Consider the following 21582-nt stretch of genomic DNA (forward strand, 5'->3'; position numbering starts at 1 on the left):
CGCCAGCACCCGAGCGCCGCTACGGGACGCGGTGCAGCCAGGCCTGCGTCGAGAACTTCGACGCGACGAGGGCGTCGGCGGCGGCGAGCTCGTCGGCGGTCAGCTCGCCGTCCTGCGCACGCGTGAGCCGGCGGAACGAGTCCTTGAGCGCCTCCTGCACGGCCTCCCTGGCCATGCCCGTCTGCGAGCGCAGCGGATCGACGCGCTTCTTCGCGCTCGTCGTGCCCTTGTCGGAGAGCTTCTCGCGACCGATGCGCAGCACCTGCACCATCTTCTCCGCGTCCATGTCGTACGACATCGTCGCGTGGTGCAGCACGCCGCCCGAGCCGAGCCGCTTCTGCGCGGCCCCGCCGATCTTGCCCTGCGGCGAGGTGATGTCGTTGAGCGGCGCGTACGAGGCATCGATGCCGAGCCCCTGCAGCGCCTCGATGACCCACGCGTCGAGGAAGGCGTAGGAGTCGGCGAAGCTCATGCCCTGCACGAGGTCGGCGGGCACGTACATCGAGTACGTGATGGCGTTGCCCGGCTCGGAGAACATGGCGCCGCCGCCGGAGATGCGGCGGATGATCGGGATGCCGAAGCGCTCGGCGTTCTCGGGGTCGACCTCGTTGCGGTACGACTGGAACGAGCCGATGTAGACGGCGGGTCCGGAGAGGTTCCAGAACCGCAGGGTCGGGCCGCGACGACCCTCGCCGACCTCGTTCGCGAGCACCTCGTCGAGGGCGACGTGGAGGATCGGCAGGCGCGGCTCGTCGTCGATGAGCTGCCAGTCGTAGTCGGCGAACGACGTCGCCTTGGCGAGCGCGCGGCGCACGGCGACGCCCACGGCCTCGGGCGTGAGGCCGAGCATCGTGACGCCCTCGGGCAGACCCTCGCGGATCGCCGCGCCGATCTCGGCGGCGGTCGCCGTCGACGGCAGGCCGAGCACGGCGGCGTCGATCTGCTCCAGCGCGTCGTCGGGCTCGAGGAAGAAGTCGCCGGAGAGGCGGAACGCCGAGATGCGCTCGCCGTCCGTCTCCACGTCGACCACGACGAGCTTGCCGCCGGGGACCTTGTACTCGCCGTGCATCGCGCGCCTCCTCGTCGACGTGGGCCGACGCCCAGCCTACGACCGAGCGCCGGGGCGCGGGCCGGTCAGCGCCCGGCGGCGACGTCGTCGTCGGCGGCGTGCGGATCCGGGTCGACGAGGTCGCGGATGGGGTCGGTCGCGTACGCGGGCGCGTCGCCGCCGGGGAGGTCGCGCTGCGTCGGCTCCTCCTCGCGCCAGTGCACCGCGTGCGACTGGAAGGCGAGGCCGAGCATGACCGCGCCGATCGCGAGGCCGACGACGACGGCGATCGGTCGCGTCGCATCCGGCATGATCGGCGCGAAGAGCGCCGCGAGCACGACGAGCGCGGCGACGACGAGCCCGGCGGCGAGGCCGCGCACGAGCGTGCGCGGCGTGGGTCTGCGTCCGCGCGCGAGCACGAGCGTGCCGCCGCCCAGCAGCCCGCCGACCGCGCCGAGGATCGCGGCGACGGCCACGACGAGGATCGTCAGCGCGAGCGAGTCGGGCGAGAAGGCGGCCGTCCCGCCGCTCGGCGAGAGGAACACGGCCACCACGACGACGGTGCCGCCGACGGCGCCGCCGAGGACGTTCCATCCGAGCAGGGCCGGCGCTGCGATGCGCCATGCCCGCGGGTGTCCGCGCGGGTCCATGCCTCCATGGTGCTCCCGATCGTCGCGGACGCCCAGCACATCCGCCCGCGTGCCGCGGCTCAGCCGGCGGCGGCCGACGCGCGGCCGACGCCGTCGCGGTCGGGAACGAGGTGCGCGTCGAGCCAGGCTGTGACGTCGTCGAGCACCTTCGACTTCGTGATCTCGTTGAAGATCTCGTGCCGCGCCCCCGGGTAGACGCGCAGCGCGACGTCGGTGAGGCCCGAGCGCTCCTCGTAGGCGCGCACGAGCCGGCGGGCCGAGGCCTCGCCGCCGAGCGTGTCGTCGGAGCCGACCGCGACGAGGATGGGGATGTCGGCGCCGAGCGAGCGAGCGGGCACGCCCATGAGCCTCGCCGCCTCGACGGGGCCGAAGAGGCGCAGCACGTCGGCGGGGAAGGTCAGCGGGTCGGCGACGAACGCCTCCTGCACCGCCGGGTCGCGCGAGAGCCACTCGTAGCCGGTGTCGCCCAGGTGCTTGTGGCGCGCGTTGAGATCGCCGGCGTTCATCCATCCCGGCATGCGGTACGCGGTGCCCGTCAGCACCGCGGCGTCGATGAGCGCGGCGTGCCGGTTGAGGAGGCGCTGCATCGTGAGGGAGCCCCACGAGTGGCCGATGACGGCGAGCGGCAGCTGCGGGTGCTCGCCGCGCAGGCGCTTCACGAGCGAGACGACGTCGCCGACGACCGCCATGCCGCCGCCCGGCCCGAGCCGCCCGAGGCGCGAGACGTCGCCGCCGTACTGCTCGAGGCCCGTCGCACCGTGGCCGCGCTGGTCGAGCGCCGCGACGCCGTAGCCGGCGTTCACGAGGTGCTGCGCGACATGGTCGTACCGCAGTGCGTGCTCGCCGACCCCGTGCACGATGAGCACGATGGCCTTCGGCTTGCCGGGCATCCACGTGTACCAGTGGATGGTGACGCCCTGCAGGTCCACGAACGTGTGGTCCTGCCGGATCACGGCGAACTTGGGCACAGGCACCTCCGGATGCTCCGGCGTGCAGCGTACTCCCCGCGCGGCGCACAGGGCCATCCGTCGCCCATCCCTGCGGATGCCGCCCGGGGTCGACGGATGGTCGGGGCTCGCGCGTCAGGTGCGGGAGAGCTCGCGGTCGTCGTCGCGGCGCGCGCCGTCGTCGTCGGAGTGCAGGAGGTCGAGCGGCATCGACGACAGGTCGATGCGCGGGTCGGCGTCCTGCCGCTCGACGACCTCGACGGCCTCCTCGCGGGTCTCGACGGTCGGCACGGAGCCGACGAGCGGGCGGCTGGAGGACTCGCGCATCGACAGCAGCGCGATGCCGCCGAGCGCGGCGAACAGCATGATGTAGAAGGCCGGCATGTACGGGTTGCCGGTGACCTCGATGAGCGCCTGCGCGAAGAGCGGCGTCGTGCCGCCGAAGAGCGAGACCGAGACGTTGAACGCGATGGCCATGGCGCCGAAGCGCGACGCGGTCGGGAACATCGCGGGCAGCGCGGACGCGGACACGGCGATGAAGAGCGCGGCGGGCACGGCGACGATGCACAGCGCGACCATGACGGCCCAGAAGGTGCCGAGCTGCATGATCGCGAAGGCGGGCACCATCGCGACGAGCGTCGAGACGACGGCCGTGACGTAGACGGGCTTGCGGCCCACGCGGTCGCTGATGCGGCCGATGACGGGCAGCAGTGCCGACAGCGCGAGCAGCACGGGCACGGTCGCGATCGCGGCGGTGAGGCTGTGCACGCCGAGCTCGCGCTCGAGGTACGTCGGCATGTAGCTCGTGAGCGCGTAGCCGACCGTGTTGGTCGCGGCCGCGAGCGCGACGACGACGAGCATCGCCTTCCAGTGGTGGCGGATCGTGCCGAGGATGCCGTGGCGCGCCATCGGGTCGTCGGGGCGCTCGGCGCCCTCGGCGTGCACGGCCTCGAAGGCGGGCGTCTCGGGGATGCGCAGGCGGAACCAGATCGCGACGGCGCCGAGCGGGACCGCCATGAGGAAGGGGATGCGCCAGCCGAAGTCGACCATCGCGCCGGGGCCCGCGAGCCACTCGGTGACGACGGTCGTGAGCGCGACGACGGAGGCGCCGGCCGCGAAGCCGACGTACGAGCCGACGTCGAGCCACGAGGCCCAGAACCCGCGGCTGCGGTCGGGCGAGAACTCGGTGACGTACGTCGACGCACCTGCGTACTCGCCGCCGGTCGAGAAGCCCTGCACCATCTTCAGCAGGTAGAGCGGGACGATCGCCCACAGGCCGATCTGCGCCGAGGTCGGCAGCAGGCCGATGAGGGCGGTGGCGGTCGCCATCATCGCCATCGTCAGGAAGAGCACCTTCTGGCGGCCGATGCGGTCGCCGAGCGGGCCCAGCACGAGTCCGCCGAGCGGGCGCACGAGGAACGAGATCGCGAAGCCCAGCAGGGTCACGAGGAGCCCCCAGGGCTCGGGCAGGTCGGCGGTGAAGACGACGGCGAGCGTGACGGCGAGGTAGCCGTAGATGCCGAAGTCGAACCACTCCATGAAGTTGCCGACGACGGTGCCCGAGATGGCCTTCCGCACCCGGGAGGTGGGCACGACGATCACGTCGTCGACCTCGAGCCGATGCGCTCCTGGCGCGGTCTGCGCGGTCGGGGCTGCGGGGGCCGAGGGGTCGTGCGCGTCGCCGTGGGGCATGGCTCTCCTGTGATGCGGGATTCGGGCGGGATGCCCCGGACGGTCATGGGACGATACCGACCTCGCCGTGGTCGGACCAATCGACGACGATCGAGATGCATGTCTGCCCGGGCGTGTCGCCATCCGGCGACTGCCCAGTCGGGACAGGGGCAGTCGGGCCCTCGGAACCGTACGCGACACGCCCGGGATGACATGCATCACGCCGCGATGCCCGCGCGACCGGATGCGGCGCGCTCAGCGTCGGATGCGCGCGAGCACCGCGGGATCGGTGCGATGCCGCGCGCCGAACCCCTCGTCGGCGGCGACCTCGACGCGCGCCGAGAGGTGCACGTCGGCGATGCCGGTGGCTGCGACGAGCTCCTCGATGCGCTCGGGACGGATGCCGCCGCCGGCCATGACCGCGAGGCGCCCGTGCGCAGCCGCGACGGCGCGCGCGATGCGGTCCGCGCCGTCGTGCGCCGACGTGCGACCGCCAGAGGTGAGGATGCGGTCGACGCCGACCTCGATGAGGTCCGCGATCGTCGTCTCGACCTCGGGGTGCACGTCGACGGCGCGATGCGCGGTCAGCTCCGCGCCCGAGGCGACCTCCCGCAGCCGTCGCATGGCGTCGAGCGCGACGCGGCCGTCGGGGCGCAGCGACCCCGCGACGATGCCCGCCGCACCGGCGGCGAGCGCCAGCTCCGCGTCGCGCAGCACGAGCGCGACCTCGTCGGCATCCGCCACGAAGTCGCCGGGCCTCGGGCGCAGCAGCACGTGCACGCCCATGGCCCCTGCCGCGTCGACGGCGCGCTCGACGAGCCCGAGCGAGGGCGTGAGGCCGCCGACGTCGAGCGCGACGCACAGCTCGACGCGATCCGCGCCGGCCGCGCGTGCGACGCGCACCCCGTCGACGTCGGTCACGCACACCTCGACCCGCAGCACGCGCTCCATCGTGCCAGCGCCGCCCGGATGCAGCGACGCCCCGAGCAGTGCGGCTCGGGGCGTCGATGGAGGCGTCGGCTCAGCCTCGCGCGGTGACGACCGGCATCTGCGAGGTGTCGATGAGCGGATCGGTGTCCTGCCGCTCGACGACCGCCTCGGCCTCCTCGCGCGTCTCGACCGCGGGCACCGAGCCGATGAGCGGGCGGTTCGCCGACTCGCGCATCGTGAGCATCGCGATGCCGCCGAGCGCTGCGAAGAACATGATGTAGAAGGCCGGCATGTAGGTGTTGCCCGTCAGCTCGATGAGGCCCTGCGAGAACAGCGGCGTCGTGCCGCCGAAGAGCGACACCGCGAGGTTGTAGGCGATGCCCATCGCACCGAATCGCGTCGCGGTCGGGAAGAGCGCAGGCAGCGCCGATGCCGAGATCGCGACGTAGAACGCGACGGGGATCGCGACCAGCGCGAGCGCGATGAACACGGCCCACTCCTCCCCGATCTGCATGATCGCGAACGCGGGCACCATGAGCACGAGCGTCGACACCACGGCGATGCCGTAGACCGGCTTGCGGCCGATCCGATCCGACAGCCGTCCGATGAGCGGCAGGCAGGCGGACATGAGGATGAGCACCGGCACCGTCGCGACGGCGGCCATGAGGTTCGAGACGCCGACCTCCTCCTCGAGGTACGTCGGCATGTAGCTCGTGAGCGCGTAGCCGGCCGAGTTCGTCGCGGCGACGAGCGCGATCGCGATGAGGATCGCGCGCCAGTGGTGGCGCAGGATGCCGCCGATGCCGTGGCGTGCCAGCGGATCGGAGGGGTCCTTCGAGATCGAGCCGGCATGCTCGGCGACCTCGAACGAGGGAGTCTCGGGGATGCGCAGGCGGAACCAGATCGCGACGGCGCCGAGCGGGATCGCGAGCAGGAAGGGGATGCGCCAGCCGTACTCGAGCATGGCGTCGGGACCGGAGATCGACTCGACGACGAGCGTCGTGATGGCCACGACGGACGCGCCGGCCGCGAAGCCGACGTAGGAGCCGACGTCGAGCCACGACGCCCAGAACCCGCGCTTGCGGTCGGGCGAGAACTCGGTGACGTAGGTGGTGGCGCCGGCGTACTCGCCGCCGGTCGAGAAGCCCTGGACCATCTTCAGCAGGTAGAGCGGCACGATCGCCCACAGGCCGATCTGCGCCGAGGTCGGCAGCAGGCCGATGAGGGCGGTGGCGGTCGCCATCATCGCCATCGTCAGGAAGAGCACCTTCTGGCGGCCGATGCGGTCGCCGAGCGGGCCCAGCACGAGTCCGCCGAGCGGGCGGACCATGAACGAGATCGCGAAGCCCAGCAGCGTCACGAGGATGCCCCACGGGTCCGGCAGGTCGGCGGTGAACACCGCCGTGAGGGTCACGGTGAGGTAGCCGTAGATGCCGAAGTCGAACCACTCCATGAAGTTGCCGACGACGGTGCCCGAGATGGCGGTGCGGACCTTCTTCCGCTCGACGACGATGACGTCGGCCACCTCGAGCCTCGGGTGGGATGCCGTGCCGTCCGGCTCGGTGTGCTGCGTGGTCACGATGCGATCCTTCCGCTGGTGGCGCGCGCCGCGGCTGGCTGCCCGCGAACGCGCACGCAGGGGTACGGTGCACGGACGATACCGCCGACCGCCCGGCCGCGCACGCGCTTGCCACGCGCGCCGGGGCGTGCGTGGCGGCTCGCGTCAGGGCAGCTCGGCGAACTCCGGTGGCAGCACGACGTTCGCGGGTGCACCGGCGAACAAGGGCGCCACCTCCTCCGCCCGGTAGCCGGCGATGCCGGTGCCGATGGGCGTGAGCAGGAAGCGCAGGCGCGGATGCTCGGCGGCGAACCGCAGGAAGGCGGCGACACGATCGGCGAGCACCTCGGGTCCGCTCATCGTGTCGATCGCGTACGACTGTCCGTGCAGCCCGTCGCCCTCGCCCCACACCGCGCCGAAGCGCTCGGCCGCGGTGCGCGCGGCGCCCGCGGCGTGCGCGCCGTCGGCGTTCGACCCGAAGACGAAGACCTCGTCCTCGGCCAGCTCGGTGATGGGCTCCATGCCGCGAGCGTGGCACGAGCGCGAGACGGGCGCGACGGGTGGCGCGGACCAGGCGAGCCGTGCTGCGCGCGACCGGCGCGCCACGCCCGGGATGCGGCGCTCCTGCGCGCAGCGGGAATGGATTCGCGTCGCGCTTGTTGGTTTGCTTCAGATTCGAAATACTTTGGATCGACAGACCAGCAGGAGGCGGCCATGAGCAGCATGCAGTTCGGCATCTTCACGGTGAGCGACATCACGCGCGACCCCACCACCGGGCGGACGCCGACCGAGGCGAAGCGCATCCAGGACGTCCTGGCGATCGCGAGGAAGGCCGAGGAGGTCGGGCTCGACGTCTTCGCGCTCGGCGAGCACCACAACCCGCCGTTCTTCTCGTCGAGCCCCACGACGACGCTCGCGTACATCGCCGCGCAGACGACGACGCTGCAGCTGTCGACCGCGACGACGCTCATCACGACGAACGACCCGGTGAAGATCGCCGAGGACTACGCGATGCTGCAGCACCTCGCCGACGGTCGCGTCGACCTGACGCTCGGGCGAGGCAACACCGGGCCCGTCTACCCCTGGTTCGGGTACGACATCCGCGACGGGCTGTCGCTCGCGATCGAGCACTACGACCTGCTGCGCCGCCTGTGGCGCGAGCCGGTCGTGAACTGGTCCGGCAAGCACCGCACGCCGCTCACGGGCTACACCTCGACGCCCGCGCCGCTCGATGGCGTGCCGCCGTTCGTGTGGCACGGCTCGATCCGTACGCCGCAGATCGCCGAGCAGGCCGCCTACTACGGCGACGGCTTCTTCCACAACAACATCTTCTGGAACAAGGAGCACACCCAGCAGATGGTGGAGCTGTACCGCCGGCGCTTCGAGCACCACGGGCACGGCGCGAAGGAGGAGGCGATCGTCGGCCTCGGCGGCCAGGTCTTCATGGCCGAGACCGAGGCCGAGGCGAAGCGACGCTTCCGCCCCTACTTCGACGAGGCGCCGGTGTACGGCCACGGCCCGAGCCTCGAGGACTTCACGGCGCAGACGCCCCTCACGGTCGGCACGCCCGAGCAGGTCATCGAGAAGACGCTGTCGTTCCGCGACTACGCGGGCGACTACCAGCGCCAGCTGTTCCTCATCGACCACGCGGGCCTGCCCGTGGAGGTCGTGCTCGACCAGCTCGAGATGCTCGGCCGCGAGGTCGTGCCGGTGCTGCGGGCCGAGTTCGACCGTCTGCGCGCCCCCGGCGTCCCCGACGCGCCGACGCACGCATCCCTCGTCGCCCAGCGCGACGCGGAGCTCGTGCAGGAGGCGGAGCACGTCGTGCGCGACGACGTCGACACCGCCGCGGCGATCGCCCCCGAGCGCGCCTGACCCCCACACGGATCTGAGGTCTTCGGCCCTTTCCGACCTCACGAAGGGCCGAAGACCTCAGATCTGGCACGGATCTCAGGGATGGACGCGGAAGCATCCGCGACGCATCCCGGTTGGACCTCCAGGAGGAACCGATGACCGACACCACCCCGACCCGCATCGCCATCGTGAGCGCGGGCCTCGGCGACCCCTCGACGACGACGATGCTCGCCACCCGCCTCGGCGAGGCGACGCAGCGCGCGCTCGCCGACGTCGGCCGCACCGCCACCGTCGACGCGGTCGAGCTGCGTCCGCTCGCTCACGACGTCGCCACGAACCTCGTGACGCGCGTCGCACCCCCGGCGCTCGAGGAGGCGGTGCGTCGCGTGACGACGGCCGACGCGATCGTCGCCGTCACGCCGGTCTTCACGATGTCGTACTCGGGCCTGTTCAAGTCGTTCATCGACGGCATCGCCGAGCGCGAGCTCGCGGGCATCCCGACGCTGCTCGGCGCGACGGGCGGCACCGTGCGGCACTCGATGGTCGTCGACACCGCGCTGCGCCCGCTCTTCGCGTATCTCGGTGCCGTCGTCGCCCCCACCGGCGTGTTCGCCGCGACGGAGGACTGGGGCCAGGACTCCGCGCTGCAGACGCGCATCGATCGTGCCGGCCGCGAGCTCGCCCGCCTCGTGACGCAGATGCCGCGCGCACCGAAGGCGGATCCGTTCGACGCCGACAGCGACGACTTCGAGGACTTCGCGTCGCTGCTGGGACGATGACCGTCGTCGGCGCCGCCGGATCGCAGGCGGTCACCAGCGACGCGCCGTACGCTCGAGCCATGACCGCCGCCTCCGAGGCGTGGCGCACCTACTTCGAGGGCAGCGCGATGCTCGCAGCCGCCCTCGAGCGGCGCCTCAAGGACGCGTGCGGCCTCGATCTCGCCGACTTCAACATCCTCCTGCTGCTGTCGGAGGCCGACGGCGAGCGCATGCGCATGGGCACCCTCGCCCGTCAGCTCGCGTTCGCGCCGGGGCGCCTGACGTATCGCATGCAGCAGCTCGAGGCGAAGGGCTGGGTGCAGCGCGAGGCGTCGCCCGCCGACCGCCGCGGCACCGACGCGGTGCTCACCGAGGACGGTCGTCGCACGCTGCGTCGCGCGCGGCCGATGCACGCGCGCCACGTCGAGGAGCTCTTCCTCTCGCGCATCTCCGACGCCGAGGCGGCGCAGCTCGAGGGCATCTTCGCCCCCGTGCGCTCGACGCTGCTCGGCGAGTGCGAGACGGCGCAGATCCCCGACGACGACTGAGGCGCGCGTCGGCTGACCACGTGGGCTTGGCGTGTCGACAGACCATTCGTTAGGCTAACGAACGGCATGCCTCGTTCCCTCGCGCTCTCCAACGACCTCCGCATCGCGGTCGCGCGTCTGTCGCGCCGGCTGCGCCGCTCGGTCGCGGACGAGACGCTCGGCTTCCCGCACATGTCGGCCCTCGGCACGATGCAGAAGTGCGGCCCCATCACGCTGCAGGAGCTCTCGACGAAGGAGCGCGTGACGCCGCCGAGCATGCTGCGCACCGTGCAGGGGCTCGTCGACCACGGCTACGTCGATCGCACGCCGCACGAGACCGACGGCCGCAAGCAGCTGCTGGTCATCACCGACGAGGGTCAGCAGATGATCGAGGAGACGCGGCGCCGCCGCAACGCGTGGCTCGCCGCCCGCCTCGACGACCTCACCCCCGAGGAGCGCGCGACGCTGCAGCAGGCCGCTCGCATCATGGAGCGCATCGCGGAGGCCGACGCATGACGCGCGGCGGCCCCACCCTCGACTCTCCCATCCCCATCGACGAGCCGGAGGCCCGCGCATGATGTTCCGCAGCCTCCGGATCTTCAACTACCGCACGTGGTTCGTCGGCGCCCTCATCTCGAACGTCGGCGCATGGATGCAGGCGACGGCCCTGTCGTGGATCACGCTGACGCAGCTGACCGACCAGGACGCGACGGCGGTGGGCGTCACGATGGCGCTGCAGTTCGGCCCGCAGCTGCTGCTCGTGCCGCTGTCCGGCCTCGTCGCCGATCGCTTCCCGAAGCGGAACGTGCTCGTCGTCACGCAGTCGACGCTCGGCATCCTCTCGCTCGCGCTCGGCGCGCTGGCCGTCACGGGCGCGCTGCAGCTGTGGATGGTGTGGGTGTTCGCGGCGCTGTTCGGCTCGACGCAGGCGTTCGACAACCCCGCGAGGCAGTCGTTCGTGTCCGAGATCGTCGGGACCGAGCAGATCTCGAACGCCGTCGCGCTGAACTCGGCGTCGTTCCACGGCGCGCGCCTCGTCGGCCCCGCCGTCGCCGGCCTCGCCATCGCGCTCATCGGCGCCGGCCCCGTCTTCCTCGTGAACGCGCTGACGTTCGCCGCGATGCTCATCGCGCTCGCACGATTGCGGCGCGACGAGCTGCAGCCCGCGCCGCGCGGCGCCCGCGGGCTCGGCGACATCGTGCAGGGCATGCGCTACGTCGGCAGGCGCCACGACATCGTCATCGTGATGGTGATGGCGTTCACGCTCGGCACGTTCGGCCTGAACTTCCCGATCTTCATCTCGACCATGACGGTGCAGTTCGGCGCGAACGCCGACACGTTCGGCCTGCTGTCGTCGTCGATGGCGATCGGCTCGGTCTCGGGTGCGCTCCTCGCCGCGCGCTCGGAGCGACCGCGGTGGACGCTCGTGATCGGCGGCCTCGGTGCCTTCGCCGTCGCCTGCGCGATCCTCGCCTGGGTGCCGAACCTCTGGCTCTTCGCCGTCGGGCTCGCGCTCGCGGGCTTCACGGCGCAGCTGTTCATGACGAACGCGAACTCGACGGTGCAGCTGTCGACGGCGCCGGAGATGCGCGGGCGCGTCATGGCGCTGTACTCGGCGGTGTTCCTCGGTGGCACGCCCATCGGCGCGCCCATCGTCGGCTGGGTCGCGGACGAGTTCGGGCCGAGCTGGGCGATCATGGTCGCCTGCTTCACGGCGCTCGTCGCGTTCCTCATCGGCGCCGCGTGGTGGACGCGCCAGCGACGCGCCGACCGCATGACGCGCACGGGCACGCTGCGCCTCGCGACCGTCACCGAGGAGCTGCACACGACGAAGGCGTGAGTCGCTGGCATCGCTCGGCGCCGCAAGACCTCGACTTCTTGCCAGTCGCGCAATCCACCACGCGACTTCTCCACATTCGCCTACTACGGCCGGCGGAAGCGCGCGTAGCGTCGACCGCGGCACGAGGACGTGCCGGTGCTGCTCGCCCATCGTCGCCGCGCCGCTCGGATGCGGTCGACACGGCGACCCGCCGCACCCCGCCGTCCGCGCCGCACGCGTCGTCGGCGGCCGTCGACCCCAGGAGAGACCGTGTCCCAGACGTCAAGAACCGCGATCCTCGACGCCGAGCAGGCCAGCCCGCCGCCGTTCGAGACCGCGGGCCACGCCATCGTGCGCGTGCTCGAGGAGCACGGCATCCCGCGCGCGTACGTCGTGCCGGGCGAGAGCTACCTCGAGGTGCTCGACGGCCTGCACGACTCGGCGATCGAGACGATCGTCTGCCGCCACGAGGGCGGCGCCGCGTACATGGCCGAGGCCGAGGGAAAGCTCGGCGCGCTGCCGGGCGTCGCGATGGTCACGCGCGGGCCCGGCGCCGCCAACGCGCTCGTCGGCGTCCACACCGCATGGCAGGACTCGACCCCCATGCTGCTCTTCGTCGGCCTCATCCCGAGCGGACATCGCGAGAAGGAGGCCTTCCAGGAGTTCGACGTGCGCGGCTGGTTCGACACCGGCGCGAAGCGCGTCATGATCCTCGACGTCGCCGAGCGCGCCGCGGAGACCGTCGCGGAGGCGATCTTCACCGCCCGCAGCGGCCGCCCCGGCCCCGTCGTCATCGGCCTGCCGGAGGACGTCATCCGCCAGCCGGTGCCTCGCGTGCAGCAGCCCGTGCTGCCCGTCGCCGACGGCGGCATGACGCGCGCCGACCGCGACCTGCTGCGCGACGCGCTGCTCGCATCGCGCAAGCCGCTCGTCGTCACGGGCGGCAACGACTGGGATGCCGAGTCGGCCGCAGCGCTCACCGCCTGGCTCGAGCGGCACCGGATCCCTGCCGCCGCCGAGTGGCGCACGGAGGGCATCGTCGGCTTCGACTCGCCCTCATACGTCGGCCCCATCGGCTACGGGCGGCCGAAGCCGACGTACGACGTGCTCGAGGAGTGCGACCTGCTGCTCTTCGTCGGCACGCTGCCCGGCGACGTCGTCACCGACGGCTTCCAGGCGAGGCAGGGGCTGACGCGCCGCAACGTGCTCGTCTCGATCGACTCCGGCCTGCGTGGTCGCTCCGGCGCCGTGAGCCACCACATCCTCGCCAGGCCGAAGGCGTTCGTGCGCGACCTCGTCGAGCTCGACCTGCCCCACGACGGCTGGGGAGCCTGGACGCGCACGCTGCGCCGCCAGCAGGAGTCGTTCGCGGGGCTGCCGTCGCCGACGCCCCGGGCCGGCCGCGCCTCGATGGACACCGTCATGGCCCATCTCGTGCCCGCGCTCGACGACGACGCGATGGTGACGTTCGGCGCCGGCGAGCACACGAACTGGGCGCACCGGTACTTCCCCACCCGCACGTACGCCTCGATGCTCAGCTGCGGCAACGGCTCGATGGGCTACTCGATCCCCTCGGCGGTCACGGCGACCCTGCGCTTCCCCGGGCGCCAGGTCGTCTCGATCGCCGGCGACGGCGAGCTCCTCATGAACGGGCAGGAGCTCGCGACGGCGGCGCAGATCGGCGCGCGTCTCCTCGTGATCGTCGTCGACAACGGCGAGTACGGCACGATCCGCACGCACCAGGAGCGCCACCACCCCGGGCGCGTATCGGGCACGCAGCTGCAGAACCCCGACTTCGCGCTGCTCGCGCAGGCGTACGGCGGGCACGGCATCCGCGTCGAGACGGATGCCGAGGTGCCGGACGCCGTCGCCCGCGCGCTCGAGCTCGCGCGCACCGGCGACCGGTTCGTGCTGCTGCACGTCGTCGTGGAGCAGCGCTCGCAGGCGTACTGACGCGGCGCTCGGCGACGCGCGCCCCTCCGCGCGGCGACGTCGCGGCCACCGGTCCTTCACATTCGAACGAATCGGGAATGGACGAGGGCGACGGATGCGTTGCAGTCGTCGGGTCAACGGCGACCGCATCCATCCGTCACGCGACCGAAGGAGCCGACATGACCATCGTCGACCGCACCGCACCCACCGACCACGACATCCTCGAGGTCCTCCAGGAGCGCTGGAGCCCGCGCGCCTACGAGCCCGTCGAGATCGACGAGGCGCTGCTCGCGAAGGCCCTCGAGGCCGCCCGCTGGAGCCCGTCCGCCTACAACGCCCAGCCGTGGCGCTTCGTCGTCGCGCGCCGCGGCACCGAGGCGTTCGACCGCATCGTCGCATCGCTCGCCGAGTTCAACCGCATGTGGGCGCCGAACGCCTCCGTGCTCATCCTCGCGATCGCCGAGACGGCGAACGAGGAGGGCCGCGCGAACCCCACCGCCGTCTACGACCTCGGCCAGGCCGTCGCGCACCTGACGATCCAGGCGCACGCCGACGGCCTCGTCGTGCACCAGATGTCGGGCTTCGACGCCGCGGCGGCTGCGACGGCCTTCGACCTCGACGAGCGCCTCCAGCCCGTCACGGTCGTCGCGCTCGGCTCGCTCGGCGACGCGGAGGAGCTCGACGCGATGCTGCGCGAGCGCGAGCACGCGCCCCGCGCGCGCAAGCCGATCGCTCAGATCGTCCTCGCCTCCTGACCGATCGATCACGGTCGGCGCGCGATCGGGCGGCGGTGGCTCGCGACACGAGCGAGCCACTACCGCCCGATCGCCGTCTCCGCATCCCATCGGCACCGCAGGGGATGCGCACGTAGCGTTGGCACCATGCCCTCCGACTACGTGAGCCCCGGCCAGGAGTACACCCGCGACACCGACTACATCGAGTCGCGCATCACCGCGGACGGCGCCGACGGCTGGCCCGTCGAGCCCGGCCGCTACCGGCTGATCGCCGCGCGGGCGTGCCCCTGGGCGAACCGCATGCTCATCGTGCGGCGGCTGCTCGGCCTCGAGGACGTGCTGTCGCTCGGCCTGTGCGGCCCGACGCACGACGCACGCTCGTGGACCTTCGACCTCGACCCCGGCGGCGTCGACCCCGTGCTCGGCATCGAGCGCCTGCAGGAGGCCTACCTCCGCCGCATCCCCGACTACCCCAAGGGCATCACCGTGCCGGCGATCGTCGACGTGCCCTCGGGCGCCGTCGTGACGAACGACTTCGCGCAGATGAGCCTCGACCTGTCCACCGAGTGGCGCGCGCACCACCGCGAGGGCGCGCCCGACCTGCTGCCCGCGCATCTGCGCGAGGAGATGGATGCGGTCATGCGACGCGTCTACACCGAGGTCAACAACGGCGTGTACCGGTGCGGCTTCGCGGGCAGCCAGGCCGCGTACGACGACGCCTACGACCGACTCTGGACGGCGCTCGACTGGCTTGAGGAGCGCCTGTCGACCCGCCGATTCCTCATGGGCGACACGATCACCGAGGCCGACGTGCGCCTCTTCACGACCCTCGCGCGCTTCGACCCCGTGTACCACGGGCACTTCAAGGCGAATCGGCAGAAGCTGGTGGAGCTGCCGGCGCTGTGGGGCTACGCGCGCGACCTCTTCCAGACGCCGGGGTTCGGCGACACCATCGACTTCGCCCAGATCAAGGAGCACTACTACGTCGTGCACGAGGACGTGAACCCGTCGGGCATCGTGCCGAAGGGGCCGGCGCTCGAGGGCTGGCTCGAGCCGCACGACCGCGCCTCGCTGTCGACGGGCGGCTCGCCGTTCGGCGAGGGCACCCCGCCCCCGCCGCCGCGCGGGGCCGAGCGCGTGCCGCAGCACGCGACGCCGCTGCCGGGCGGCATCGCGCCCGTCGGCTGAGCGCGCGGCGCGGGGGCCTGCGGATCAGCCGCGCAGCAGCGTCCGGGCCTCGGCGACGATCGCGACGGACTCGAGGATGCGGTCATCGCCGATCGGCGCGCCGCCGGGCTCGTCGGCGTGGAACACCGCGACGCTCGTCGCCCCGACGGCGGCCAGCGACCGGATCCGCTCCGCGAGCGAGCGGGCGTCCGAGCCCCAGCGGTCGCCGAGGAACACGACGGCGGCCGGGGCGCCCGGGCGCCCCGCCGCATCGCGGGCCGCTCGCACGTGCCGCATCCGCTCGGCGACGACGTCGACGTCGTGGCCGTCGGTGAGGATGACCCCGTCGCCGAGCTCGCCGGCGAGCGCGAGCGAGCGGGCACCCGTCGCGCCGACGAGGAGCGGCAGCGGCTCGCGCGGCGGCCAGCGCAGCCACACGTCGTCGAGCACGACCTCGTCGCCGATCGTCGTCACGGACTCGCCCGCGAGCAGCGGCCGCAGCGCCTCGAGATGCTCGCGCAGCAGCGTCATCGGCGAGCGGGCGCGCACGCCGGCCTGCGCCATCCACGACTGCACGCCGTGCCCGAATCCCGGCAGCAGCCGGCCGGGGAACAGGCGGGCGAGCGTCGCGACCTCCATCGCCTCGAGCGCGACGGCCCGCAGCGGCGCGGGCATGAGGCCGATGCCCACGCGGATCCGCGGCGTCCAGGCGAGGATCGCGGCAGCGGCGGCCACGCCGGACTGCGCGAAGCAGTCCTCCCACACCCAGAGCTCGTCGAGCCCTGCGGCGTCGGCGGCGACCGCGACGCGGCAGAAGGACTCGGGCGGCTGATCGGGCGGGAGGATGAGGGCGACGTCGACCATGCCCCGACGCTAGCGACGGCCACCGACGTCGTGGGCGACGTGGCACACCGACGCCGCGCATGCAACACCAGCACCCGCCCAGCGCGGGCTGGGAGGATCGTGGGCATGGAGTCGTCGTCGGCCGAGCAGGCGCTGCTCGAGGAGGCCATCGGCCGCCGCGGGCGGCTCATCTCGCGCGACCCGTACGGCCGTGGCGTGATCGCCGGGTTCGAGGTCGATGACGACGGCGCGTCCCAGACCTGGTTCGTCGACACCTCCGGCGAGTCCGTGCCCGAGGAGACCGGGTTCGTCGTGCGCTCGGGAGACGCCGTGCGCGCACGCGTGTGGATGCACCCCGCCGACCCGCGGCTGCCGACCCTGCCCGTCGCGGCGACCGGCGAGTCGGCCGCGCGGCTGCTCGAGCTGCTGGGCGTCGAGGGCACGGTGGAGTCGGAGATCGTCGCGTACCGACCCGGCAAGCGCGCCGTCCTGCGGCTGCGCGGCGACGACGGCGAGCGCTTCCTGAAGATCGTCACGCCCGACGCGACCGAGCGCATCGCGCAGCTGCACACCGCCCTCGCGAAGGCGGGCGTGCCCGTGCCCCGCGTCGCCGGCAGGGCCGCGCAGGGCTGTCTGCTCATCGAGGGCGCCGAGGGCGTCGCGGGACCGAAGGCGGCGACGGAGCTCGCCCCCGACGTGCTGCTGCAGGCGGTCGACGTCGTGCGCGTCGGGCTCGAGCGCGCCGAGGTCTCGGGCGCCGCCCGACCCGCCCTCGCGTCCCGGATCGACTGGTACGCCGCCAGGCTCGCTGCTGCCTCGCCGGCGCGCGCGGGCGTCGCGATGGCTGTGCGCGCGGGCGTGCACCGGCGCCGCCGCGACGTCACGCTGCCGGTCGTCGTCCACGGCGACCTGCACCTGGGGCAGCTGTTCTTCACGGGCGACGCCGTCACGGGGCTCATCGACGTCGACACCGCGGGCGTCGGCGACCGCGACGAGGACTCCGCGGCGTTCATCGGCCACGCGCGCACGAGCGCGCTGCTCACCGAGGCGGCCGGACGCTCGGAGGCTGCCGTCGCGCTGCACGTGCTCGCCGACGTCGCATCCGACCGCTGGCTCGACGGCCCCCACTCGCGGGCGCTCACCGCAGCCCATCTGCTGGCGCACGCGCTGTCGGCGGTGCAGCAGGGCGCCGAGGATCGCGCCGACCGCATGCTCGACGAGGCGGCATCCCTCGTCGGCGTCGCCCCGACCGCCGAGCGCGCCGGCTGACGACACGCGACCGCGTCAGCGCTCGGCGGCCGCTCCCCTCGCCTCGAGCGCACCCGGCGCCGTCTCGGGTGCGAGGAGCGCCGCGACGGCCGACACCACGGCGGTGAGCGCCACGAAGGCGCCGATCGCCGCCGTGGTGCCGAACGCGGTGAGCAGCGCGATGCACACGACCGGGACGAGGCCGCCGAGGGCGCTCGTGAGCTGGAAGGCGAGCGACGAGCCCGTGTAGCGCAGCTGCTGCGGGAAGAGCTCGGGCAGGAACGCGCCCTGCACGCCGTACATGATCGCCCACGTGAGGATGCCGACGGAGACGGCGAGCACGATGAGGGGCGCGGAGCCCGTGTCGAGCAGCGGGAAGAAGACGAAGCCCCACACGGCCGTCGCGGCGGCGCCGACCCAGTAGAGCGGGCGACGGCCGATGCGATCGGAGAGCCGTCCCGTGCAGAGGATGACGGGGATCGACAGCGCGCTGCCGACCACGAGCCCCGTGAGCACGATCGACGTGTCCGCGCCGATCCTCCCGAGGTAGGTCACGGAGATGATCGTGAAGACGTAGTAGCCCGAGAACACGACGGCGGTCGCGCCCATGCCGAGCAGCAGCGCGCGCCATTGGTGGCGGAAGACGTCGGCGACAGGGACCTTGGCGACCGCGCCCGCCTCCTCGAGCTGCTTGAAGACCGGCGTCTCCTCGAGCCGCAGCCGAATGTAGATGCCGACCACGAGCAGCAGCGCGGAGGCCACGAACGGCAGGCGCCAGCCCCAGTCGAGGAACTGCTCGTCGGTCGTGGCGGTGACGGTGAGCAGCACGGCGCCGTTCGCGAGCAGCAGGCCGAAGGGAGAGCCGAGCTGCACGAAGCTCGTGCCGCGGCCGGCGTTCCTCGGGTGCCCCGACTCGGAGATCATGAGCACGGCGCCGCCCCACTCGCCGCCGACGGCGAAGCCCTGCACGAGGCGCAGGAGGACGAGCAGGATGGGCGCGACGATGCCGACCTGGCCGAAGACCGGGAGGCAGCCGATGAGGATCGTCGCGACGCCCATGATGATCAGCGTCGCCATGAGCGCGCGTCGGCGCCCGATGCGGTCGCCGAGGTGCCCGAAGACCGCCGCGCCGACGGGCCGGGCGAAGAAGCCGACCGCGAACGTCGACAGCGACAGCAGGACGCCGATCGCCGGATCCCCGCCCTGCGGGAAGAACAGCACGGGGAAGACGAGCGCGGCGATCGTGCCGTAGACGAGGAAGTCGTAGAACTCGAGGGTGTTGCCGACGACGCTCGCGACCATGACGCCGCGTGGCGAGAGACCTGGGCGGGCGGGATCGTCGGGCAGCGTGCTGGGATCGGTCGTCGCGCTCATGGCGGCCTCTCGCGTCGTTGCGGGTGTCCGTCGGACGGCGAGGCACGATGCGACGCGAATGTCCGATTGTCGGGCAATCGTACATATGAGACGCCTTGCGAACAAGGCCGAGCCCGCGAATGCCCCGTATGCTGAGCCTCGAGGGGACGCGACCTGGTGCCCGACTTGTGCTTTGTCAGACAATCAGGCATGGTTGCCCCGCACGCTCGTGGAGGGCGTCGCAGTACAAGGAGGTACTCGTGAGCACGAGCACGTCGACGGCCGGTGCGCCGTCCAAGGCGAAGGTGGCGGTCGCGGTCGCGGTCGGCAACTTCATGGAGTGGTTCGACTTCGCGGTCTACGGCTTCTTCGCCGTGATCATCGGCCAGCTGTTCTTCCCGGCGGACACGTCGGAGTTCGTCGCGATCCTGTCGTCGCTCGCGGTCTTCGCGGTCGGCTTCTTCATGCGACCGCTCGGCGGCTTCATCCTCGGCCCGATCGGCGACAAGTTCGGCCGCCGCACGGCGCTCGCCGTCTCGATCCTCGCGATGGGCATCGCCACGACGATCATCGGCCTGCTGCCGATCTACGCGACCGTCGGCATCCTCGCCCCGATCCTGCTCGTCGTGTGCCGCTGCATCCAGGGCCTCTCCGCCGGCGGCGAGTGGACCGGCTCGGCCGCGTACCTCATCGAGTCGACGCCGACCGCGCACCGCGGCAAGTTCGGCTCGGTCATCTCGGCGACCGCCGCCCTCGCGATCATCGCCGGCAGCCTCTTCGCGCTGCTGCTCAACACGATCCTCAGCACCGAGGACCTGCTCGCGTGGGGCTGGCGCGTGCCGTTCCTCATGGCGGCGCCGCTCGCGCTCATCGGCCTCTACATCCGCATGCGACTCGGCGAGACGCCCGTCTACAAGACGGTCGAGGCGAAGGACGAGAAGGAGCAGGCGCCCGTGCTGCGCGCGTTCAAGGAGAACTGGCGCCCCATCCTGCTCACCGTCGCGATCGCGGCCGTGCAGGGCACCGGCTTCTACTACCTCGCGACGTTCATCGTGAACTACCTCATGACGGTCGTCGGCGTCGAGCGGCCCGTCGCCCTCGCGATGAGCGCCGTCGGCCTCACGGTCTACATGATCCTGTGCCCGGTCGCGGGCGCCCTCTCCGACCGCTTCGGTCGACGTCGCCTCAACATCATCGGCACCATCGGCTACGTGCTGCTGCCGATCCCGGTCTTCATGATCATGTCGAGCACGGGCGGCGGGTTCGCGCCCGTCGTGCTGGCGATGATCCTGCTGACGATGACGCAGGCGCTCGTCTCGGTCACGACGGTCGTGATGCTCGTCGAGCTCTTCCCGGCCTCGAACCGCTCGAGCGCGAGCGCCATCGGCTTCAACTTCGCCCTCGCGTTCATCGCCGGCCCCGCCTCGTACGTCGGCGTGTGGCTCGCGGGCGTCACCGGCGACCCGGTCTCGCCCGCCTGGTACCTCGTGGTCCTCGCGCTCATCGCGCTGCCGTTCATCTGGCGCTGGCTGCCCGAGACGGCCGGCCGCGACATCACCGCCGACCACCAGGCGGAGCGGGGCGAGGCGCTCGGGCTCGACCTCGCGCACCTCGAGGAACACGTGCCCGGCACGACCCCGGCCGCGCCCGCGGCCACGACGACCGAGCAGCGGTAGGAGCACGCATGACGAACCCGGTGTCGACGAGCGGTGCGAACCGCGTGACGATCGTGCAGTACGGCACGCGTCAGGGTCGCAAGTCGGAGGTGTACCTCAACTGGGGCATCTACGGCCGACCCGACGAGCCCATCGGCATGGACTACTTCCTCTGGCTCGTCGAGACGCCGAGCGGTCCGATCGTCGTCGACACCGGGTTCTCCGCCGCGGGCGGCGCGAACCGCTCCCGCACCTTCCTCGCCCAGCCGATCGAGGCGCTCGCCGCCCTCGGCGTCGACGCCGCGACGGCGCCCGAGGTGCTCGTCACGCATGCGCACTACGACCACATCGGCAACGTCGACGCGTTCGCGTCGGCGCGCGTGACGATCTCGGCCGCCGAGCGCGACTTCTGGTCGAGCGGCATGGAGCAGCGCGCGCAGTTCCATCACTCGATCGAGGATGCGGAGCTCGAGACGCTGCGCCGCGTCGAGGCCGAGGGCCGCCTGCGCACATTCGACGACGAGCTCGAGATCGCTCCCGGCGTGCGGATGCTGCGCGTCGGCGGGCACACGCCCGGCCAGTCGATCGTGCTCGTCGACACCGCCGACGGCGTCGTCGCGCTCGCCTCCGACGCCATCCACTACTACGAGGAGCACGACGACGACGTGCCGTTCGCATTCGTCGCCGACCTCCCGGCGATGTACGCGGGGTTCGACCTGCTGCACGCCATGGTCGCCGACGGGCGCGTGCAGCACCTCGTCTCGGGCCACGACCCCTCCACGCTCGACCGGTTCGGCCGCATCGCCGACGGCCCGCTGCCCGGCCTCACGGCCCGCATCGGCTGAGCCGACCATCCATGACAGACGCCACGCAGACAGGAGCGCGCAC

The 21582-nt window shown here is 72.3% G+C and carries 20 protein-coding genes; 11 read left to right on the forward strand and 9 right to left on the reverse strand.

Features of this window, described 5'->3' with window-relative positions; all coding sequences use genetic code 11:
* Positions 1-19: 19 nt before the first annotated feature.
* From C1N71_RS12720 to C1N71_RS12750, 7 genes are all read right to left on the reverse strand, one after another.
* On the reverse strand, positions 20-1069 hold the full coding sequence (locus tag C1N71_RS12720; RefSeq protein WP_137756744.1) for a lipoate--protein ligase family protein: 1050 nt from the start codon (positions 1067-1069) through the stop codon (positions 20-22).
* Between the two features lie 65 nt (positions 1070-1134).
* Complete coding sequence (locus tag C1N71_RS12725; protein ID WP_137756745.1) at positions 1135-1698, reverse strand: hypothetical protein; 564 nt, start codon at positions 1696-1698, stop codon at positions 1135-1137.
* A 59-nt stretch (positions 1699-1757) separates the two neighbouring features.
* Positions 1758-2672, reverse strand: a complete 915-nt coding sequence (locus C1N71_RS12730; protein ID WP_254678005.1) for an alpha/beta fold hydrolase — start codon at positions 2670-2672, stop codon at positions 1758-1760.
* 108 nt (positions 2673-2780) lie between these two features.
* Positions 2781-4337: an MFS transporter gene (locus C1N71_RS12735; RefSeq protein WP_137756747.1), complete on the reverse strand. Its 1557-nt coding sequence runs from the start codon at positions 4335-4337 to the stop codon at positions 2781-2783.
* A 234-nt stretch (positions 4338-4571) separates the two neighbouring features.
* Positions 4572-5267, reverse strand: a complete 696-nt coding sequence (locus C1N71_RS12740; protein ID WP_137756748.1) for a copper homeostasis protein CutC — start codon at positions 5265-5267, stop codon at positions 4572-4574.
* Positions 5268-5337: 70 nt separating this feature from the next.
* Positions 5338-6771 (reverse strand): MFS transporter, encoded by a 1434-nt coding sequence (locus tag C1N71_RS12745; RefSeq protein ID WP_137757336.1) that lies wholly within the window; start codon positions 6769-6771, stop codon positions 5338-5340.
* A gap of 198 nt (positions 6772-6969) precedes the next feature.
* A complete protein-coding gene (locus C1N71_RS12750) occupies positions 6970-7326 on the reverse strand; it encodes an A1S_2505 family phage non-structural protein (RefSeq protein ID WP_137756749.1) in 357 nt (118 codons plus the stop codon).
* A gap of 201 nt (positions 7327-7527) precedes the next feature.
* Between C1N71_RS12750 and C1N71_RS12755 the strand changes: the two genes are divergently transcribed.
* The 8 genes from C1N71_RS12755 (at position 7528) to C1N71_RS12790 (ending at position 15616) form a co-directional block, all read left to right on the forward strand.
* Complete coding sequence (locus C1N71_RS12755) at positions 7528-8679, forward strand: LLM class flavin-dependent oxidoreductase (protein ID WP_137757337.1); 1152 nt, start codon at positions 7528-7530, stop codon at positions 8677-8679.
* A 134-nt stretch (positions 8680-8813) separates the two neighbouring features.
* Positions 8814-9437, forward strand: a complete 624-nt coding sequence (locus C1N71_RS12760) for a CE1759 family FMN reductase (protein ID WP_137756750.1) — start codon at positions 8814-8816, stop codon at positions 9435-9437.
* 59 nt (positions 9438-9496) lie between these two features.
* Positions 9497-9964 (forward strand): MarR family winged helix-turn-helix transcriptional regulator, encoded by a 468-nt coding sequence (locus C1N71_RS12765; RefSeq protein WP_137756751.1) that lies wholly within the window; start codon positions 9497-9499, stop codon positions 9962-9964.
* Positions 9965-10030: 66 nt separating this feature from the next.
* A complete protein-coding gene (locus tag C1N71_RS12770) occupies positions 10031-10459 on the forward strand; it encodes a MarR family winged helix-turn-helix transcriptional regulator (RefSeq protein ID WP_137756752.1) in 429 nt (142 codons plus the stop codon).
* Positions 10460-10517: 58 nt separating this feature from the next.
* Complete coding sequence (locus tag C1N71_RS12775) at positions 10518-11783, forward strand: MFS transporter (protein ID WP_254678007.1); 1266 nt, start codon at positions 10518-10520, stop codon at positions 11781-11783.
* Positions 11784-11951: 168 nt separating this feature from the next.
* A complete protein-coding gene (locus tag C1N71_RS12780; protein WP_137757339.1) occupies positions 11952-13715 on the forward strand; it encodes a thiamine pyrophosphate-dependent enzyme in 1764 nt (587 codons plus the stop codon).
* Between the two features lie 158 nt (positions 13716-13873).
* Positions 13874-14449, forward strand: a complete 576-nt coding sequence (locus C1N71_RS12785; RefSeq protein WP_137756753.1) for a nitroreductase family protein — start codon at positions 13874-13876, stop codon at positions 14447-14449.
* Between the two features lie 126 nt (positions 14450-14575).
* Positions 14576-15616, forward strand: coding sequence for a glutathione S-transferase family protein (locus C1N71_RS12790; RefSeq protein ID WP_137756754.1), 1041 nt, complete (start codon positions 14576-14578; stop codon positions 15614-15616).
* A gap of 24 nt (positions 15617-15640) precedes the next feature.
* Here C1N71_RS12790 and C1N71_RS12795 read toward each other — a convergent pair whose 3' ends face one another.
* Complete coding sequence (locus C1N71_RS12795) at positions 15641-16459, reverse strand: LLM class flavin-dependent oxidoreductase (RefSeq protein WP_137756755.1); 819 nt, start codon at positions 16457-16459, stop codon at positions 15641-15643.
* A gap of 105 nt (positions 16460-16564) precedes the next feature.
* Here C1N71_RS12795 and C1N71_RS12800 point away from each other — a divergent pair, with 105 nt between their 5' ends.
* The gene (locus C1N71_RS12800) at positions 16565-17707 is read left to right on the forward strand and encodes a phosphotransferase (RefSeq protein WP_137756756.1); all 1143 of its coding nucleotides are present in this window, start codon (positions 16565-16567) and stop codon (positions 17705-17707) included.
* A gap of 15 nt (positions 17708-17722) precedes the next feature.
* Here the strand turns inward: C1N71_RS12800 and C1N71_RS12805 are convergent, their stop codons facing one another.
* The gene (locus tag C1N71_RS12805; protein WP_137756757.1) at positions 17723-19060 is read right to left on the reverse strand and encodes an MFS transporter; all 1338 of its coding nucleotides are present in this window, start codon (positions 19058-19060) and stop codon (positions 17723-17725) included.
* A gap of 239 nt (positions 19061-19299) precedes the next feature.
* Here C1N71_RS12805 and C1N71_RS12810 point away from each other — a divergent pair, with 239 nt between their 5' ends.
* A complete protein-coding gene (locus C1N71_RS12810; RefSeq protein WP_175414216.1) occupies positions 19300-20715 on the forward strand; it encodes an MFS transporter in 1416 nt (471 codons plus the stop codon).
* 8 nt (positions 20716-20723) lie between these two features.
* Entirely contained in the window at positions 20724-21539 is an 816-nt protein-coding gene (locus tag C1N71_RS12815) for an N-acyl homoserine lactonase family protein (protein ID WP_137756759.1), read from the forward strand.
* Positions 21540-21582 lie beyond the last annotated feature (43 nt).

Origin of the sequence: Agrococcus sp. SGAir0287 (assembly GCF_005484985.1) — a bacterium.
Classification (GTDB): domain Bacteria; phylum Actinomycetota; class Actinomycetes; order Actinomycetales; family Microbacteriaceae; genus Agrococcus.

What these genes read in the sequence shown, in the direction of transcription:
- C1N71_RS12720 (WP_137756744.1), bottom strand. Translation starts at nt 1,069, where the DNA reads ATGCACGGCGAGTACAAGGTCCCCGGCGGCAAGCTCGTCGTGGTCGAC.
- C1N71_RS12725 (WP_137756745.1), bottom strand. Translation starts at nt 1,698, where the DNA reads ATGGACCCGCGCGGACACCCGCGGGCATGGCGCATCGCAGCGCCGGCC.
- C1N71_RS12735 (WP_137756747.1), bottom strand. Translation starts at nt 4,337, where the DNA reads ATGCCCCACGGCGACGCGCACGACCCCTCGGCCCCCGCAGCCCCGACC.
- C1N71_RS12740 (WP_137756748.1), bottom strand. Translation starts at nt 5,267, where the DNA reads ATGGAGCGCGTGCTGCGGGTCGAGGTGTGCGTGACCGACGTCGACGGG.
- C1N71_RS12750 (WP_137756749.1), bottom strand. Translation starts at nt 7,326, where the DNA reads ATGGAGCCCATCACCGAGCTGGCCGAGGACGAGGTCTTCGTCTTCGGG.
- C1N71_RS12755 (WP_137757337.1), top strand. Translation starts at nt 7,528, where the DNA reads ATGCAGTTCGGCATCTTCACGGTGAGCGACATCACGCGCGACCCCACC.
- C1N71_RS12760 (WP_137756750.1), top strand. Translation starts at nt 8,814, where the DNA reads ATGACCGACACCACCCCGACCCGCATCGCCATCGTGAGCGCGGGCCTC.
- C1N71_RS12765 (WP_137756751.1), top strand. Translation starts at nt 9,497, where the DNA reads ATGACCGCCGCCTCCGAGGCGTGGCGCACCTACTTCGAGGGCAGCGCG.
- C1N71_RS12770 (WP_137756752.1), top strand. Translation starts at nt 10,031, where the DNA reads ATGCCTCGTTCCCTCGCGCTCTCCAACGACCTCCGCATCGCGGTCGCG.
- C1N71_RS12775 (WP_254678007.1), top strand. Translation starts at nt 10,518, where the DNA reads ATGATGTTCCGCAGCCTCCGGATCTTCAACTACCGCACGTGGTTCGTC.
- C1N71_RS12780 (WP_137757339.1), top strand. Translation starts at nt 11,952, where the DNA reads ATGCGGTCGACACGGCGACCCGCCGCACCCCGCCGTCCGCGCCGCACG.
- C1N71_RS12785 (WP_137756753.1), top strand. Translation starts at nt 13,874, where the DNA reads ATGACCATCGTCGACCGCACCGCACCCACCGACCACGACATCCTCGAG.
- C1N71_RS12790 (WP_137756754.1), top strand. Translation starts at nt 14,576, where the DNA reads ATGCCCTCCGACTACGTGAGCCCCGGCCAGGAGTACACCCGCGACACC.
- C1N71_RS12795 (WP_137756755.1), bottom strand. Translation starts at nt 16,459, where the DNA reads ATGGTCGACGTCGCCCTCATCCTCCCGCCCGATCAGCCGCCCGAGTCC.
- C1N71_RS12800 (WP_137756756.1), top strand. Translation starts at nt 16,565, where the DNA reads ATGGAGTCGTCGTCGGCCGAGCAGGCGCTGCTCGAGGAGGCCATCGGC.
- C1N71_RS12805 (WP_137756757.1), bottom strand. Translation starts at nt 19,060, where the DNA reads ATGAGCGCGACGACCGATCCCAGCACGCTGCCCGACGATCCCGCCCGC.
- C1N71_RS12815 (WP_137756759.1), top strand. Translation starts at nt 20,724, where the DNA reads ATGACGAACCCGGTGTCGACGAGCGGTGCGAACCGCGTGACGATCGTG.